Origin of the sequence: Enterovibrio litoreus (genome assembly GCF_045679545.1) — a bacterium.
Lineage (GTDB): Bacteria > Pseudomonadota > Gammaproteobacteria > Enterobacterales > Vibrionaceae > Enterovibrio.
In genome coordinates this window covers 861,167-879,043 of sequence record NZ_CP166195.1, presented here as the reverse complement: position 1 = coordinate 879,043, position 17,877 = coordinate 861,167, and the positions used below count along the sequence as shown (strand labels likewise).

Below are 17,877 nucleotides of genomic sequence, written 5' to 3'. Positions count from 1 at the left end.
TGCGCTGTGAATTGCAGCTAGCACGTTGTTTTTTTTAACATCATCAATACCATGTTTGTAGTTAAGTTGCTTTTGGAAACTAATGTTTTGTCGATTAAGCTAAGCCGCACAAATAGCACGGCGGGAATCATTAACGCTTTGTGGCAGTCACCCGGAGTGTCTCGCATTGATATGGCCACAAAGTTGGGTCTCGATAAGTCGACTGTCACCAAGACGGTTAACTACCTACTTAATATTGGCATGATATTGGAGCAACCACAGGTCGTTTCGGGCAAGGGCGGGCGGCCAAAAGTATCTTTGGTATTCAACGCCGAGTTTGCTGTACTTATCGGTGTCGATGTTAACTCTGATGCCATCAAAGTTTCCGTCGTCAACTTACTTGGGCAAGTGATTTATCACGACATGATCCCCATTGATACTCAGGCCCCTGTTGACAAAGCTGTGCTGGATTCTTTGCTACCCTGTGTAAGAACCATTCAATCACTATTTCCTCGCATACTCGCGATAGGCATTGGCATGCCTGGACTTATCGACCCAGACAAAGGGCAATTGCACGTTTCTCACTCTCTCAACGTCCGGTCGACCATCAACTTTGCTTCTCGATTTAAACGCCATTTTCCTTACCCCGTTTTCATCGATAACGATGCAAACTGTGGCGCCTGGGGAGAACTCATGCAGCAACGCAGCCTGCCATATGACCATTTTCTTTACGTGCTGCTTTCAACACACCATGCCAGAGAGCTTTATCACCGCCTCGGTATTGGGGTCGGCATCGTGCTGAATCGTCAATTGTTTTACGGTGAGCAATACATGGCGGGGCAGTTTAACAGTCAGGAACTGATGCGCGGTGCTGAGCCCACACCGAGTGTCATCATGGAAGAATTTTCAGCCCTTGCGGTGAACCTGTGCAGCTTAATGAGCATTCGTCGTATCGTGATCGGGGGCAACGGAATGTCATTTGGTTCTGAACTGGCCACATCATTAAGAAAGCATAGCGATGAACTCGCAGGATCTTTAATTTTCAAGCCTAATATCGAATTCTCACTGCTAGGCCCGCAAGCTGCTGCCATGGGTGCAGCGTCTATGGCTTGGCAAAAATTACTCACTCCCGAACTCAAACTTGCTGACAGTCTCAGCTTGCCTGAAAACGGAAATCTTTCAATTTAACGGCACATGACAAGGACGTCTGATGACAATGATATTCCCCGCACCAAAGCGCTATTTGGCAGGATATTCGACAAAGTATGTCAATGTCTCAGCGCTGGTGTCTTCTTGTCCGGTGCGGTTTGGGGCGAAAGTGCTGCTTGCAACGCTCGACTACCGTCACGACCCCGCAATCCAAGCACAAGGCTATCGCATTCGATTTTCCAAAGGATGCCTCGTCGTTCACTATGCCGATCTTCACGGTATCCGCTATGCACACCTCGCCATCAATCAACTCATTGAGAATAATGCAGTGATTCGTGAAGACATTGTGATCGAAGATTGGCCAGACTTTCCAACCCGTTCCGTCTTACTCGACATCAGTCGAGATCGTGTGCCAACCATGACGTCATTAAAACGCTTAGTTGACTACTTCTCCGCGCTGCGATTCAACCAACTACAACTTTATACCGAACACACCTTCGCATACCGAAAGCATGAAACAGTGTGGGCAGACTATTCGCCAATGACAGCACAAGAGATCAAAGAAATTGATTGTTACTGTCAGCAGTTAGGTATAGAACTGGTGGCAAACCAAGCTTGCTTTGGTCACATGGAAAAGTGGCTCAACCACCCTGACTATGAACATCTTGCCGAACAAACATCAGGCTTTTTCGATCAGCGGGGAGACTTTCGCCCCGGCGCGTTTGGGCTAAACCCTATCAGCACACAAACCGAAACGTTTGTTGACGAGCTACTCGACGAACTACTGCCGAATTTCTCCAGCGACACGATCAACATCAATTTTGATGAAACCATGGATCTAGGCGCAGGGGCGAGTAAATCAGCGTGTGAAATATTTGGTAAAGGGAAAGTCTATTTAGAGTACCTCAACAAGGTCATCGCACTTGCTAAGTCAAAAGGGAAACGATGCCAGATGTTTAGCGATATGTTGTTTCGCTATCCTAACTTGATTGACCAACTCCCTAACGATCTTACCCTATTAAACTGGGGCTACGAACCCGATCACCCGTTTGACGCCGAGCACAAGCAGCTCGCCTTGTTTGGCCATCCGTTTCATGTGGTGGTTTCGACGGATTGTTTCGCTTCCGTTTCTGGGCGCTGGCATGCTGCCGTTTCGCACATGCGCAAGGCCGCTAAATCCGGCAAACGTTTCGGCGCAGAAGGCTACATGGTGACGGAATGGGGGGACATGGGGCACGGACAACAGTTTGCCATGCCTATTCCTGCTTATGCTTTTGGGGCAGCGATGGCTTGGGGACAAGAACAACAACTCGATAGCAACGTCACGGAAGCCGTTAAATGGTTTTATCCTGACGCCACCTACATAGAAATAGAAGCGCTGATTGCACTGCAAGACATTTACCTATCAACGGGTGTGCAAACCCCTAATTGCGCTTTCTTTGGCCCGGTTCTCTTTGATCAGCAATCCCGTCGCCACATCAAGCGAGCAACCGGCGTGAAATCCCACACATTGGAAAAAGCACGCAATGAGCTAGCAATATGGAAACAAAAGTTAGCCGTACTGGATGCCAGTGAAATGATGCCTGACTTAGAATGGACCATTGACGCGCTCAATATTGCTTGTCGAATTGTACAAGGGTATGCCGAAGAAGATCATCGAGAGGTAGAGCACTTTTCTGCATCAAGAAAAAATGCATTGCGCAAGGATGTACAAACTCTTCTGTCAACCTATCGAATACTCTGGTCAGAGTACTACAGACCGGGCGGTTTAACACAAAGCAGCGCGCGCCTTGAACATTTACTGAAGTTACTCGACGAAGCGCCCGTGAAAATCGATAGACAAGAGGCTGTACTATGAACCGCACACCGTCTGAAATAGAAGCCGCGCTTCACACGCTTTCTCTGCGCAATAAAGTGCTGTTCGTACATGCTTCTATGCGTTCACTAGGTAAGCTTGATGGCGGTGCGGCAGCCTTGCTCGATATCTTGCTCGAAGCTGGATGTACCGTGATCGTCCCAGCCTTTAACTATGACACCCTGTGCCTTCCTCCCAGTGATTACCATTACACACAAAACGGACATCGTGGCGAATGGCAGTTTGAGAACATCTTCCCCTTTGACGCAAACGCCAACGTGATAGAACCCTCAATGGGCGCTTTTGCTGCAGCCGTGGTTAACCACCCAAATCGCGTAAGAACGGAGCACCCTATCAGCAGCTTTGCAGGTGTTGGCCCCAAAGCCGCTGCGGTATTGGCTCATCAAACAGATATTGATGTGTATGCGCACTACAACTGCGAAGACGCTTCAGAGGCTATCGTGTTAGCAATCGGTGTCATGCTTAACAGTATTACGCCAATCCATTTCGCGGAACAATTGGCGGGGCGAGAATTATTTCGTCGGTGGGCACGCACGGCGTCACGCGGTGATGTTGAAGTGTGTATAGGTAGTTGCTCTGAAGGTTTTCATCAGCTAGAAGATACGTTGCGTCACGTGGGGACAACGGCCAACGTAGGGTTGGCAGCATGGACAGCCTACCCATTGGCATCACTGGTGACAGCTTGTCAGCACGCTATTGTAATCAACCCCACGATTACTCAGTGCAGCATTGACTGTCCACGGTGCCAAGACATGGTAAACGGCGGACTAGCCACATCAGAGGAACTTTCTCTCCCAGAAAAATGAGTGACGGCGTCACTCATTGTGGCATCCTTGCCTGTTAAGACAGTTCTGATTGGCATTAAACCGCTTCAGCGCTTTCCGTGTTTTGTGATTTATCGAACAGAAGCTTGAAGCTCATAATGCCAATCACTAGCACTTTGATGATCATCATTTGCGTGTTGCCGTAGTAAGCAGCCATACCGATGAAACCCGAGATCAGCATGAGCTTGCGGTAGTTGGTCAAAGTCGTCATATACAGTGCCAACAAAATCACGCCCAAATCTGCAAACTGCAAAGCAACAGCCAGTGTAGGTTCCGCGATAAATGCCGTGACTGCGACATAAGCGATATAAAGAATACCTGCCGCCATAACACCACCCAGACCAAGAATGACCGTTTTTGATGCATTCGTGAAGTCTTTGGCATAACGATAAGTATTCAGTGATGCCACTGACAGGTTAAGAATGACTTTTGGCCACCATCCCATCAAAAACGCCCAAAGCGTATCGTTCGTTGCCGAGCAAAACGCAGCATAGCGCGTAAATTTCATGGTATTAAATATGGTAATACCGATGTAGAAAGCAACGGATGTCCATCCGAGGATTTCGGTGATGAGATCTAACGTCATTCAGGGATTATCTCTTAAAGAGGAGCACGAATAGCTCAAATTGGCGTTTTTCTTAGCCGACAGAAAACATGGTCTTCATGCCGAATATTTAACCATTGCACCCACGCAAATCAGGGGGAAAACAAGGTCAGGAACGATAATAAAGCGAGAATGATGTGCTTATCAACACCTAATGCGAATATAAATTCTTAACACCTGCTAATGCATTGCCAGCAGCCAGCTTGTGTTAATGACTAAGGTATTGAATCCAGCTTTCACTTTGGGCAGTCGGCTCAATCTCGTGAGCACGCTTTGCATGTTGAAGTGCATTATCGAGATCACCCAGCTTGGCGTAAGCCATTGCTTGAGCAAGAGCAACTGGTGCCTCTTGGTTTTGCTCCGTTACCAAGGCGAAATTCACCAAAGCATCTCGGTACAAACCACGTTGAAGCTGCAACTGCGCCAACGCCAAGCGGTACTGATTATCTTTTTCTGCCGCACGCTGCCAAGATGCCATCGCATTTTCCCACTCTTTCGCTTTGTGCCAGTAACTGGCTTCGATCGCCAATGAGCCCGCTTTGGCCTCGTCCGCATTCAACTCATGCATTAAGGCAGCCGCTTTTTCGGGCACTCCCTGCTGCGCATAGAGTTGTGCCATCATCTTTTTCTCGGAAGAAGAAAGCTTGATGCCTTCTCGCGTCGCTAATACAAGGGTATTCAACATCTTTGCCGGCTGATTGAGTTGCTGATAGCTCCCAGCTAATTGCAGCCACCACGTTTTGTTGGTCGGTTCGAGCCTGAGCAGTTGCTTAAGCGTCATGATGCTGCCCTTCCAATGCTTGAGGGTGATCTGAGCACCCAATTTCAACGACAAGGAAGAAACCTTCGCGGCAGTTAGCGACAGGTGTTTTTCGACCGCACGTAACGCCTGTTTTGCTTGCTGATTTTGATAGTGTGCCTGCGCAATACGCAGCCAAATATCCGCCAGCTCTTTGGTCAGCACAGACTGATCTGAGGATGCTTGAGGTTTATCAGCCGTCAGTGAGTAATACCGCGTCAGGGCTTCGTCATAGCGCGCTTGTGATAGCAAAATATCAGCAAGCATTCGCTGCGCTGAACGCTGGGCACTCTGTTCAAGCTCATGACTATCAACAGCGGATCTTAATGCCTTAATGGCCTTATTCGGCTCTTCTAATTGCCAATACAAGCTGCCTAGCATGCGATGAACAAACGCTGCGTCATAGTTTTTGGCGGGATACAGGTTTGCAGTGGGCATACCCTCCAACACTGCTCTCGCCTCTTGCCATTTGTTCTGTTGCTGAAAGGTGATCGCACGTTGCACCTTTGCCACAGTGTTAGCAGAAAGGGACCCCGCACTAGCAGGAGACGGCATCAAACTAACCGCCAACACCAAGCTCAGTGTCAAACGAAGGCAGAGAAAAACAAAGGCGTGGATACGAGAACTCATTTCGCGACCGCAAACTCAAACATCACTGTTTGTTCCGGTTGTTCAATGGCCTTGCCGTCCACACGCTTCGGTGCATATTTCCATTTCTTAAGTGCTCGCAGTGCTTCACGCTCAAACAGTCGTTTTGGCTTTGCATCTATCACCTTCAAATCTCTCGGACGCCCTTGCTGATCGATGGTAAATGCAATCACGACATAGCCCTCAATACCGCGCTTCAATGCTTTGGGTGGATAGGCCGCTTCAACGCGCACTATCGGAGTCGCTTCCTGAGGTGCGCCAACATTCACGGATGGCAAATCTCCCACAGGCCCAACGGCGAGTGGGGATACAACAGGCAATGCCGTTTCAATCCCTGTCACACGGATATCCAAAGCAATGTTGGAAAGGTCAGCAACATCAGGCAAAAATTCACTCATGTTCAGCGATGCGTTCGTGTCATTCATACTGGCGACGCGTTCACTCACAGCAGGTGTGGGTGGTTCAATAGGCGGTGGCGGGGGTTCAGGTTTAGGCGGCAGCACGCGCTCTCGGCGTGCCAACTCAGCTTCAGGTTCTACCATCACAATATCGAAAGCCAGTGAATTGCCAACTCGCGAATTGTTGGGGCGAGAAGGTTCAATCATGCTAGCCATAACAGCAAACAGAGCGAGAACGCAAAGCCCCGCAATGGGTATTGCCAACAACCAACGCAGCATTAACCTTGCTCCGCCGCCAACGCGATTTTATCAATACCCGCGCCTTTGGCAGCATCGATAACAGTCACGACTGTACCGTTATAGGCCAGCTTGTCAGCTTGGATCACCAATGAGGCGTCAGGCTGTTCGGTCACCATCCTTGCTAACGTCGCTTCAAGGCGTTCTTCATCCACACGTTGCTTGTCGATGTAGATATCATTGTTGGCAGTGATCGCGACGATAATACCGACACTTTTTTGAGCCGAAGCGTGACTGGCGCTTGGGCGATTAACATCAACGCCAGGCTCTCGAACAAACGAGCTTGTCACGATAAAAAAGATCAGCATGATAAAGACAATATCCAGCATGGACGTCAAATCAATCTGTGCATCTTCTCTAGGTTTTTGTTGGCGTTGAAATCTCACTGCTGGCTCCTCAACGCTTTAGATAATGCGGCTTCTCGGCGTTCACAGGCTTTGAACAGCCGCGCATGTGCAAACATTCCTGCAAGGGCGATCACCATCCCCGCCAGCGTGGGCAATGTTGCCATCGAAATACCCGCCGCCATCGACCGCGGATCGCTGTTGCCATCTGTCGCAATCACATCAAAAACCGTGATCATTCCCGTGACCGTGCCAAGCAAGCCGAGCATGGGGCAAATCGCCACCAACCCTTTGATAAAATTAAGGTGACGAAACAGCATGGTATGCGCGTCAAACAGCCAGCCGTCGCGAATCACGCGAGATGCCCACGTTGCTTGATTATCTCGGCTCTCCCAGCGTGATACTAAGGATTGATGAGTATTTGGGAAGATAAGTGCAATAAAAAGCACTCGCTCCACCACCACCAACCAACACATACCCGCGACCAATGCCAACCCCCATAAAACAGGGCCACCTTGTGTCATAAAGTTCGCTAGTGACGACCACCATTGGTCGGCAAAATTGGGCTGGTAAAGGGCTATATCTGTCATGCTCGCAGCTCGACAACAGAAGATGGGCCAAACATTTCTGACTGTTGCGCGACCAAACTCACGCCCACTTTTTCCAACGTACCGCGTAATATTTCCGCCTGCGTGGTCAGTAGGTTATGTGCAAGGAGCAGCGGCATGGCAGCAACCAGGCCCATCACTGTGGTGATTAGGGCCATAGATATCCCTCCCGCCATCACGGTAGGTTCGCTGTTGCCGAATTGAGTGATAACCTGAAAAGTTTCAATCATGCCTGTGACCGTCCCCAACAGGCCAAGCATAGGGGCGAGTGCGGCGAGCAGTTTAAGCATCGACAGACCTTTCTCTAAGCCTTGCTGCTCATCCATGATGGTCTCCATTAATCTAAGCTCTAACGAATCCAGTGAACGGTTGGGCTCAGAGTGGTATACCTTCAACACACGGCCTAACGGGTTATCGTTCGGCGTTTCTGGGTGCTTGATCTGGGCGCGAATCATTAAGCCCGTTCGAAACAGCATCACACCTCGTACTAATGCAATACCCAGCCCCACCGCCAGCAGTGCAGCAATGATTTTGCCGACAATTCCAGCCTGCTCGAATCGTTGCGACAATGTCGGCGTATTAAACAGTTGCTCAAGCACAGCGCCACGGGTTGGGTCGATGAGGATAAGATCTCCGGCGTTCGTCTGATCCAGTGCCGTGCTCGTCAAGCCGCCTTTGGGTTGATAAGGCAGCAAATTGGCTTGTTGGCGCGTGCTATCCCATTCCAAGTATCCGTCTTGGCCCACCAGCGCAATATTTCCTATTCGCTGAATGGATTGTTCGTTGATCACGCCATTTGCATCTCGCACTTTGGCTTGCACGGGTGTGATTTCACCACTGGCGACCAAATCTTTCGATATACCTGCAAACAGGGCATTTAAGATGGAAAGGGAAGGCAAGACTTTGGCGTCAGCGATAACATCGAGCGCTCGCTCATAGTCAGAATCAACTAGAGTGACAGCGACTGGCGAATCGACACGCGCCTGCTGAAGCTCTTTCCCGACTTGTCGCACTACACCAAACACTTCGCCTAAACTGCCCGTTTCTAAACGGAGCGTTTGCTCAAGGTCGGCCAGTATCTTTTCGTTAGCGGTAAAATCATCACTCAGTTTCGCTGTTTCGCTCTCGAGCGCTTGCTGCTGCGCTTGCAATGCCTCCAATTGACTTCTTAGTGAGGCTTCTTTCACTTTAAACGTGGACTCACGCTCACTGTTATGTTGTTTGCCAACAATATGCGCTTCTTGTGAAGCCGACACCAAATCACTCAGCGCAGGAAAGGCGACAGTGCTCACGGTCAGTGCCAAAAGCACACATGGGAAAAATTTCTTGAGGTTCATTTTTGTGCCTCCGATTGTGAAGGCGGAACCAATGAAAGAGGTAAGTTCAACAGAGTCGGTGCCGCGTTTTTGTTCGCCACTTGATAGGCCAGACGCAGCTCGTCCATGTCATTTCCAGAAGCGGAAACAGGTCGCCATTCAGATTTAAGGCGATCGAAATACCAGAATGCCTTGCCATCTAGACTTTGAGCGACAAGCGACAAACGACCCAGGTGCAGCACGTCAACATCTCGGGTAACGCCATCCAATGAAATTCTCTTCTGATAAACCCCAAGCTTCGTGCCATAGTCGAGTTCAATTTGGTAGGCTTCGAGAATTCGGCGAAATTTTTCTGCATCACTCACGTCTGCCCGTGACATCATGCTTGTTAACTCAACAACACGTTGCTCACGACGCTCGGGTTTGATCGGAATATCGGATTCCACCCAATTACCCAGCATATCGATCATCGCATACATCAAAGGCACGATACCTTGTCGCGTTTGCTCTATCTCTGCAATTTGCTGATTGAGCCGATCTTGCTCTTGGCTTTGATCGCTCAGCAAATTTTGAAGATGTTGACGATAGACAGTGAGGTTTTCGATCTCTTTCTGAAGGCGCTCAATGTCGGCTTTCATCTGTTGAGAGCTGTCGTCACTCGCATCAATACGCACTTGCGAGGCTGCTGCCGCCTCAAGGGTACTTGTCTCGATGGAAGCCGCCGTATCAAGCTCGGTGGCGCCCGCGAAATGCGGCATGCTTATCAAGTTGATCGCACTGATCACGCAAATGCGCGAGAATAATTTCATGGATTAGTGTGTCTCTATGTACTTGGTCAATATTTACACTGTAAACAATCGCGACATTGCGCGTGACTACCTCAATACAGATGCATTATAAATCAATTGCATAAATGCCAACTGCCGAAATAAAACGACGGCTATACATACAGCCCGGTGGCAAAATTAGCGCCATTATTGCAGGCACTTTCTATTTAACAAGTGTTCGACCTCAGGCCAAAGTGCTTCTCTAGCAATATTGTCGCAGATTAATGTGTCCACACCCGCTTGGATAAGATCCGTTTGATTCGTCTCTGTTGCACTAGGCATCAATACAAGTAAGGGCAATGTCGTACTTTCTCTTAAACGCCTAACATCCGTCATGCAAGGCAAAACCCCTTCAGATGCGATAAGCACAACATCAAATTTGCACTGGCGCAATGCCCTTTCTGCTTGCTTGACATGAAGCACGCGGGTCACTTTACAGCCATGTTGGCTAAACGTTGTTTTCACCCAACCGCACGGAGACAACCTGCTTTCAATAAGAAGTAATTCCGGCATGTTTAAACTCTTAAATGATATTAATTCTCATTATAATCTCATGTCTCTCCTGAAAGGTCTACTATTGCAACCAACGCACTGAAATAGAAAAGACAAATCAAAATCTATATTTGCAATCATATGAGAATAAAAACAATAATTTGATTGTGATCACATATTTCCTGCATCAACGTTGTTGAGACTATTGCCCGAACGATGCCCAGAAGAGTAGACTCCTCGTTCTCAAATATGAGCCCCCATTTCCATCGATGGTATGAATAATAAATATGTCTAGCTATAAACCTCTACTTGTCGTATCTCTGGTTTTGTTCCTTTCAATGTTGGCAATGTTACTGACATCACTCACATACTCCAGTCAGATCTATGTGATACAAATTCAAAAGCAACATGAGAAGCTATTAAAAGATCCCGAAGACGCCAAAATCTCTGATTTAGTAGGCCTAGCTGATATTTGCGAAGATATTCGTTTTAAAGGCACTCTCTCGCTTCACCTGACTGCGCAAGAAACCTTCAGTGTGCAACGCGCTTGTGAAGACATTAAAACACGTATCCGCCTTAACCAATTCAAAGACCAAAGCCTGTCTATGCGTCGCTAATCGTATTGCAGGATAAACACATGAAGAGTGCTTAGGCTTCCTTTCTTTTTGCGTGATAGATTGAAGCGCAGCGCACATTGTGGCAAAGTCGCAGCCGAATTCACTCACCCTCGGGCTTTAGCATGAACGTCCAACCTAATAACCCTCTTCATGGGCTTAAACTTGAACAAATCGTCACCGAATTGGTTGACCATTACGGCTGGCAATCTCTAGGTCAACAGATCGCGATCAACTGCTTTCGTAGTGATCCTTCCGTGAAATCTAGCCTTAAGTTTCTTCGAAAAACGCCTTGGGCCCGAGAGAAAACGGAAGAACTGTACATCGATACTTTCTGCACGCCGAGTGAAACCACAGACCCATGGGCAACAGCACTAAATAAGCTAGAAAAATAGACCCATTATCAGACAATTGAGTTAGTTTGTCGCCATCGTGCTCGTGGTATATATTGGTTTAACTGTAAGCCACGATCACATATGGAAATGGCATGGATTCAGGCTGGGAATCACTGACACTGCTTTTTCTCGCACCACTGTTTTTTATCTGCATGGTGCTTGAATACAGACTGCTGCGTAAGCAAGGTGCTAGCGATTATTCGTTGAAGGAACTGGTTTGTAACTTCAGTCTTGCGGGGCTTCATCAGGGTGCAGATCTCATCGCTACCCTATTGCTCATGCCTTTCTTCCTATGGCTTTATCAATATCGCGTATTCGATATCACCATGACCCCTTTCACGGTGTTTGCCGCCTTTATTCTTCAAGATTTTTGCTACTACTGGTTTCACCGCGCATCGCATAATGTACATTGGCTATGGGCGTCACACGTCGCCCACCATAGTTCTGATCAGATGAATTTTACCACGGCATTTCGCCAAAGCCTGACCTACCCCATTTCAGGCATGTGGCTATTTTGGACGCCACTCATGTTCCTCGGCTATCCACCTGAAACAGTGATATTAGTGGTGGCACTCAATCTTGGCTTTCAATTTTTTGTGCACACACGCATTGTGGGAAAACTTGGTTGGATTGAGTACCTATTCAACACGCCTTCCCACCACCGTGTCCACCACGCAAGAAATCCAGAATATATCGATCGAAACTTTGCAGGCGTCTTGATCATTTGGGACAAACTCTTCGGCACTTACGTTGAAGAAAAAAACAACGTGAAGATTGATTATGGCATCCCTCATCCTATCAACAGTTGGAACCCTTTTACCGCCACGTTTCACCAATGGAAAACACTATTTAGTTTGGCATTTTCACCGAACAGCACACCATTAAGAACACGCTTTGCTTACCTATTTGGCCCGCCAAAATTCAGCGATGATGCGATGAAATGGCTCACCACGAATTCCTCCGCGACGACATCATCAACACAAGAGTAAGAACCAATCGATAAGATGTTTTGTTGGGTCTACAAATAAATAGTCGTCGTTAGCGAGTGGATGAATACCGCGTTTTAAACCCGCCACCTCGCTTGAAGCGTGTTATTTATTGCCTAAAAAACACGCTTATCTCTCACTTTTAAAGCTCTACACCGCTATTGCTGTCCCGCGAGTAAGACTGCTCATCAACTCCTCATCAACCCCGATCATAACTATGCCTATACTTTAACCATTCAAAATGTAACCGCTTACATTGTCATTTCATCTTGTGCAAATTTCAGTTGACTCATCAAGCAGGAGGCACCATGTCGAACAAAAAAGGACACGATTCAAACAATCACGACAAACCCACAACTGGCATCTATGAACACTATCAGACAAACCCAGACACCGCAGACGAAACCTTGTTTGGGCGAAAGAGCTTTCCCGACAGACGAGGCTTTTTAAAAGGTGCGGGGTTAGCCACCATGGCGGCGGTGTTGGGCGGCGCGATCCCTTTTCACCGCAATATGCCAGCCGGTATGATCCCCGCTGCGTTTGCAGAAGGCTTGGACGATGTGGTCATTGAAGGGAAAGACGGACTCACTGTGCTTAACGACAGACCCATGAACGCCGAAACACCTCCCCATTTACTTGATGACGATGTCACCCCGACCTCTCGCCACTTCATCCGTAACAATGGGATCCCTCCCAGCGATATTTCCACAGAAAAATGGGCACTCACCATCGACGGGTTAGTGGACAAACCGATGACGCTAACCATCGAAGATCTGAAGAAAAACTTTGAAGTCGTTGAGCAACAATTGGTGGTGGAGTGTGGCGGTAACGGTCGTGCTTTCTTTGAACCCAAAGCCAAAGGGAATCAGTGGACCTATGGCGCAGTCGGTTGTTCCAGCTGGACAGGCGTGCGACTGGCTGACGTGCTAAAGGCAGCTGGCGTGCAAGATGGTGCGGTGTATACCGCGCACTATGGTGCAGATAAACACCTGTCGGGCAAGGCAGACAAAACGCCAATTTCTCGTGGCCTACCAATTGAAAAAGCCATGGGCAGCGAGAACTTAATCGCCTTTGCTCAAAACGGCGAGCCGCTTCATCCGATGAATGGTGCACCGTTGCGTCTCGTTGTTCCTGGCTGGCCAGGTTCATGCTCGCAAAAATGGCTAACACGCATTCAAGTGCGCGACCAAGTGCATGATGGCGCGAAAATGACTGGCACATCTTATCGCGTCCCGAATCGCCCTGTTTCACCTGGGGAGAAAGTCGCAAAAGAAGATTTCGTGATCATCGAACGGATGCCCGTGAAATCCCTTATCACCTCTCCTCAAACCAACAGCGAAATTGCAGGCAAAGAGGTCCTAGTTAGAGGTCATGCTTGGTCTGGAGATCGTGCGGTCGACAATGTACAGATATCGACGGATTTTGGCGCGACATGGATTGACGCCAATCTCACCGAAGCCTCCAACCCTGGCGCGTGGCAAACGTTTAGTGCCAACGTCAAATTCCCACAACCGGGTTATTACGAAGTGTGGGCCAAGGCCACTGACGACCAAGGCGTTAGCCAACCTTTTGCGATTGCTTGGAACCCGAAAGGCTACCTCAACAATAGCTTTCACCGTGTTGCATTAGTTGTGAAAGGGTAACCCTGTATGGCAAGAAATTTTGTTAATGAGCGGTATTTTCCGCTCTCTGTTGCCTTCTGCTTATTATGGCCGGGAACCGCAACCGCCAATGAAGCATTAATTGCTGCAGGGGAGCAACAGGCACTGGTATGTAAAGCATGCCATCAAGTCGAACCCGATGGTGTACCCTTAGTCGGCCCGCCCTTATGGGGGTTAGCTGAGAGGAATATCGCTGCGTTTCCTAATTTTAGTTACAGTGAGGGCATTAAGCAGCATGCGGGTAAGTGGGATGCACAGTCGTTAGATGCATTTCTGTTATCACCTGATGCATTTGCCCCTGGCACCAATATGCTGTATCCCGGCGTAAAAGACGACGGCGCACGCGCTGCAATTATTGCATGGCTCGCGACGAAGAATCCGACACCACCGGATTGGCAGATTGGCGATGCAGATACGCCGATAAAGTCAGCAGGCGAAGGCATTTTAGCGCCTGGAGAAAATATGGCGCTGGTCGCGTCAATGTGCTCTGCCTGCCATTCATTGCACTTAGTCACGCAACAAGGCTTAAGCAAAGAAAGCTGGGATGAAACCCTGACGTGGATGGTTGACGAACAAGGTATGGATGAACTTGATCCTGATGATCATGAGCAAATACTCGTTTACCTTTCAACCTATTACGGCCTGTAACTCAATCCCCCCATTCTCATTATCGGAAAGGAGTGACTGCACAAAAATGCATCACTCCTCTGTTTTCTTCTTCCCCCATTCTTGTAAGCTTGCAGCATACTCATAGCCTTCGCGCTTAACCCTTACAAAGCCTGATTCCATGACTGCTAAGCAAATAGTGACAAAACTTCCCCTCTGTATCCGCACAGCCTTGGTGTCCACGGCCTTAGCTATTGCGCCCATGACACAAGCCGCTGATATCGGCAGCACACCTCTCATTGGCACTGTCTACAACAGTAGCCAACTGGTGTTTTCCACAATCTTTGACTCAATTGAAGTGGGTGCGGCCACCAGTAGAGACGTTGCTTTGTTTACTGTAGGCGGCGTAACGTTGAACAGTCTTGTGCTGACCCTACCGCTCGAAGCCGATATAAAAGCACGAGTGATCTCGCAGCTTGCCAACCCGGTTTATGCGATTCAACTTGGTCATTTGCTTTACAGCTTTTATGACAAATACACAGGCGACGTCGTTAACGAGGACATTTTTCGTCAGGCGCTATTTGATCGTTACAGCCGATCTGAACTGTACCAATGGGAACATGGTTTGTTTCAGCTAAACCCAGCAAGTGATGCTCAACCCAAGAATATGGATGATAGCGGCAGTAGCGAGAGTGCCAGTGTCTTAAATCGCCAGTTTATGGCCACACTGGTCACGCTATACGATGCGCTCTTTGGCAAAGATAAGTGGCTACACGGCGATGAGATCCCCGATCATTACCTGTATCTAACCAACAGTGTGCAGGATCAGGAAACCGTGTTGACGGTGCAAAACATACTGATCCAGAAACTCACCGACTACAGTCAAAGCCTTGAAGATGGAGATATCAAAACAGCTTTGCTTGGCATTATCGAAGACGCAAAACCCGAGAACCAAAATAGACAAAACAACAAAGCACAAGCTATCACCATTAGCTTGATCGACTTTGTGCGTTTAAATGTGATGAAAGGCTACCGCCAATTTCTTCTGGAAAAAGCCAAAACAGAAGCCCTCAATGATTGGCTAAAAGCCCAGTTTTCAGACGACCCCACAACCTTACTCGCTTACCTTGAACATCAAAACCAGCGCCCCCTTGCTGTTCAAATCACCGTCGACGGTTTACAACAAGGGCTCATGCAAGGATTGGTTAGCGAAACACCTTCACCGTTTTTGCAGCAAGTAAAACGTGACGAGCAACAAGCCGCAGCCATGGCACCAAAAGGCATGGAGGTGAGCGCGCCAAATCACGTACCAAACAATGCGTTCCTGTTTGAGGTCGCCGATAAACCCCTGCGTGACCCAAGGTACTTGCCCTTTTTCCGCAAGTTGTACGTCAACAATCATAATGGCGTTGTCGAGTTTGGCGTGTCTACCACACCCACCATCAGCGTACGCAACCTGCCCATCATACAGACAGGTGCCAACGTGGCAGGTGATGGCGGCACGGGCATCCCCAATTTCCACTTTGTCGATAGGCAACGCGATCGGGCGTATTACTTCTTCGGCAACGATGCTATTCAACTTGATCGCTTACTTGACCAAAACGACGCAAAAACCCAGTTTGAGCGACTCGCCCCTATGGTCACGCTGAACTGCAACGCACAGTATGACTGGTACGCACAATCAAGTTTTGATCCGTTAATCAATCTGGGGGTAGGAGAAGCGATTCGTGATTTCGGTGAACAGCGTTGCCTGAAAGATCTGCGAAAGCGTGGCGATATCGAGACCGAGCTTCACCAGCTTCGTCAGTCTCTGATCAAAGATATTGTCGCCTACCAAGGCATCTCATGGTGGACACCTTTTACTCGAACCACCAAACGCCTTGCTATCCAAGACAAGCTCGACCAATACGCAGAAAAGTCACAACGTGGTCTGCCCGACTTTGTCATGGTATATAACCCGTGGCCGGATCATTTCGCACATTTCACCGGGCCGTTTGCAGATGAAATACTTTCCCCTACCGGGGAATTAAACCGACTGGATTATTGGCTCGGCGAGATTGAGCGCGTTTATCAACAAGCCAATGTCTACGACCAAACGCTTTGGGGCATGGCGGGTGATCATGGATTAACGCCCATTCATCATATTGTCAGCCCTGAAAAGCAAGTGTTTGAGGCCATTGAATCCGACTACGGCTACAGCCTTAATGTCCGCAAGATTTCCTCAGACGAGGGGGAGGGACCAAAGATCACACATACCTTCAACTACCCCAGCAATCGAAACGTCGACATCATTGTTGCCTCGACAGCTGGCGGCAACTACATGATGGACTTGTTCAATTCAACGCGTGGCTGGTCTACACAGCCAGTATATCAAGAGCTCACGGTGTGGAAGCCTCAACAAGTGCAACACAATGAGCCTGCCATTGATCTTATCCACGAAACCGCTTCACGCCTTGGCGACAGTCTTGATTATCTCGCAGTAAGGGAAACAGATTGCGACATTAACACCTGTACACTGCGCTTGGTGAGCGTCAAAAACGGCAAGCGGCATGATGAGATCATCACACGCAAAGGGTCACGCGCGCTGTATCAATCTGTCGACGGCACTTTGCCTACATTGCTCAATATTGAACAGATAAACCCTTACGTTGCGCCAATGAATGACAGAGAAAAGCGCGAGAAGTCTGCGCTCATCAAGCAATGCGTAGAGCAAGCTGAAGCGGCTAAGCCGGAAACATGGTGCGATGAACAAACTTGGCAACAACTGACTCGCCTCACGCCAAGGCCCGATAGCGTAAACCAATTAGCACACCTTTATGATGAGGACAGAGCGGGCACCATTAACTTGTTCCCCGCCCAAGGCATTGGCTACAACACCAAAGTGCCTGGCCGCCATGCTGGTGAGCATTTTCATGAAAAAGACGCCTTTATCGGCTTTTGGGGAACGCCTGTTAACGCCCACAAGCGTATTCATTCTGCAGTCAACGGTTCTCTTTCCCCTACCCTCTACGAATACCTATCAGGCGATCAGGTGGAAGTGGGTAAAAACGGTTGGGGATTTCCGTCTTTGCTTAAACAGCTGACACATTAAAGTAAAAGCGTAAGAAGGGGCGACAGCCCCTTTTTAATATTTCCCTCACCATCACACTGACTATTCAATCCAGCAAGTCAACCAAACTATGCGGCCTTCCCCGATAGAGAGTCGGTCAACACAGCGACTATCTACCCAGCAACCTCAGGATTCAGAGCCTCTTAAAGTTGTTTGGGGATATGTTGAAAATCTCAATTTCTCAGCAAACAAAATGCGTAGATCACCCAAGGTTAGAGAGATTGAGCAAAATTCTCTATTTCGCCATGGAGGCATGAATAGATCACGACTAGGCTCAAGCCACATCGCTGGTAAATCAAGCGCACAATGCGCACGCAAGCCAAGCAGCACATTGGTGATCAGTGA

At 48.5% G+C, this 17,877-nt stretch carries 16 protein-coding genes and 1 pseudogene; 9 read left to right on the top strand and 8 right to left on the bottom strand.

The features are described 5' to 3' along the window. Positions 1-171 precede the first annotated feature (171 nt). From AB8599_RS19325 to AB8599_RS19315, 3 genes are read left to right on the top strand one after another with little or no spacing between them, the layout of a single operon-like run. Complete coding sequence (locus AB8599_RS19325; RefSeq protein WP_407333359.1) at positions 172-1,167, top strand: ROK family protein; 996 nt, start codon at positions 172-174, stop codon at positions 1,165-1,167. Positions 1,168-1,189: 22 nt separating this feature from the next. Continuing rightward, positions 1,190-2,986 carry a family 20 glycosylhydrolase gene (locus AB8599_RS19320; protein ID WP_407333358.1) on the top strand — a complete coding sequence of 599 codons (1,797 nt, stop codon included), beginning with the start codon at positions 1,190-1,192 and terminating at the stop codon, positions 2,984-2,986. Further along, positions 2,983-3,810: an AAC(3) family N-acetyltransferase gene (locus AB8599_RS19315; protein WP_407333357.1), complete on the top strand. Its 828-nt coding sequence runs from the start codon at positions 2,983-2,985 to the stop codon at positions 3,808-3,810. Before AB8599_RS19320 ends, AB8599_RS19315 begins: the two co-directional genes overlap by 4 nt. A gap of 55 nt (positions 3,811-3,865) precedes the next feature. Here AB8599_RS19315 and AB8599_RS19310 read toward each other — a convergent pair whose 3' ends face one another. The 8 genes from AB8599_RS19310 to AB8599_RS19275 all read right to left on the bottom strand — a co-directional run bounded on the left by AB8599_RS19310 (position 3,866) and on the right by AB8599_RS19275 (position 10,182). Further along, positions 3,866-4,414 carry a hypothetical protein gene (locus AB8599_RS19310; protein WP_407333356.1) on the bottom strand — a complete coding sequence of 183 codons (549 nt, stop codon included), beginning with the start codon at positions 4,412-4,414 and terminating at the stop codon, positions 3,866-3,868. Positions 4,415-4,640: 226 nt separating this feature from the next. Then, positions 4,641-5,861, bottom strand: coding sequence for a tetratricopeptide repeat protein (locus AB8599_RS19305; protein WP_407333355.1), 1,221 nt, complete (start codon positions 5,859-5,861; stop codon positions 4,641-4,643). Beyond that, complete coding sequence (locus AB8599_RS19300) at positions 5,858-6,556, bottom strand: energy transducer TonB (RefSeq protein ID WP_407333354.1); 699 nt, start codon at positions 6,554-6,556, stop codon at positions 5,858-5,860. Before AB8599_RS19300 ends, AB8599_RS19305 begins: the two co-directional genes overlap by 4 nt. Continuing rightward, positions 6,556-6,960 carry an ExbD/TolR family protein gene (locus tag AB8599_RS19295; RefSeq protein WP_407333353.1) on the bottom strand — a complete coding sequence of 135 codons (405 nt, stop codon included), beginning with the start codon at positions 6,958-6,960 and terminating at the stop codon, positions 6,556-6,558. Before AB8599_RS19295 ends, AB8599_RS19300 begins: the two co-directional genes overlap by 1 nt. Further along, positions 6,957-7,508: a MotA/TolQ/ExbB proton channel family protein gene (locus tag AB8599_RS19290; protein WP_407333352.1), complete on the bottom strand. Its 552-nt coding sequence runs from the start codon at positions 7,506-7,508 to the stop codon at positions 6,957-6,959. The genes AB8599_RS19295 and AB8599_RS19290 overlap by 4 nt, the downstream gene beginning before the upstream one ends. After that, positions 7,505-8,863, bottom strand: coding sequence for a MotA/TolQ/ExbB proton channel family protein (locus AB8599_RS19285; protein ID WP_407333351.1), 1,359 nt, complete (start codon positions 8,861-8,863; stop codon positions 7,505-7,507). The genes AB8599_RS19290 and AB8599_RS19285 overlap by 4 nt, the downstream gene beginning before the upstream one ends. Further along, the gene (locus tag AB8599_RS19280) at positions 8,860-9,651 is read right to left on the bottom strand and encodes a DUF3450 domain-containing protein (protein ID WP_407333350.1); all 792 of its coding nucleotides are present in this window, start codon (positions 9,649-9,651) and stop codon (positions 8,860-8,862) included. Before AB8599_RS19280 ends, AB8599_RS19285 begins: the two co-directional genes overlap by 4 nt. A gap of 165 nt (positions 9,652-9,816) precedes the next feature. Next, a complete protein-coding gene (locus AB8599_RS19275) occupies positions 9,817-10,182 on the bottom strand; it encodes a DNA-binding response regulator (RefSeq protein ID WP_407333349.1) in 366 nt (121 codons plus the stop codon). 266 nt (positions 10,183-10,448) lie between these two features. Between AB8599_RS19275 and AB8599_RS19270 the strand changes: the two genes are divergently transcribed. From AB8599_RS19270 to AB8599_RS19245, 6 genes and pseudogenes are all read left to right on the top strand, one after another. Then, positions 10,449-10,778 (top strand): hypothetical protein, encoded by a 330-nt coding sequence (locus AB8599_RS19270; protein WP_407333348.1) that lies wholly within the window; start codon positions 10,449-10,451, stop codon positions 10,776-10,778. 122 nt (positions 10,779-10,900) lie between these two features. Further along, positions 10,901-11,113 (top strand): annotated as a pseudogene (locus tag AB8599_RS19265) (VF530 family DNA-binding protein); the annotation flags it as partial. 149 nt (positions 11,114-11,262) lie between these two features. Then, positions 11,263-12,159 (top strand): sterol desaturase family protein, encoded by an 897-nt coding sequence (locus tag AB8599_RS19260; RefSeq protein ID WP_407333347.1) that lies wholly within the window; start codon positions 11,263-11,265, stop codon positions 12,157-12,159. A gap of 305 nt (positions 12,160-12,464) precedes the next feature. Next, entirely contained in the window at positions 12,465-13,799 is a 1,335-nt protein-coding gene (locus tag AB8599_RS19255) for a molybdopterin-dependent oxidoreductase (RefSeq protein WP_407333346.1), read from the top strand. 6 nt (positions 13,800-13,805) lie between these two features. Then, positions 13,806-14,465 (top strand): c-type cytochrome, encoded by a 660-nt coding sequence (locus tag AB8599_RS19250; protein ID WP_407333345.1) that lies wholly within the window; start codon positions 13,806-13,808, stop codon positions 14,463-14,465. A gap of 310 nt (positions 14,466-14,775) precedes the next feature. After that, positions 14,776-17,514 (top strand): alkaline phosphatase family protein, encoded by a 2,739-nt coding sequence (locus tag AB8599_RS19245; protein ID WP_407334436.1) that lies wholly within the window; start codon positions 14,776-14,778, stop codon positions 17,512-17,514. The last annotated feature ends 363 nt before the right edge of the window (positions 17,515-17,877 follow it).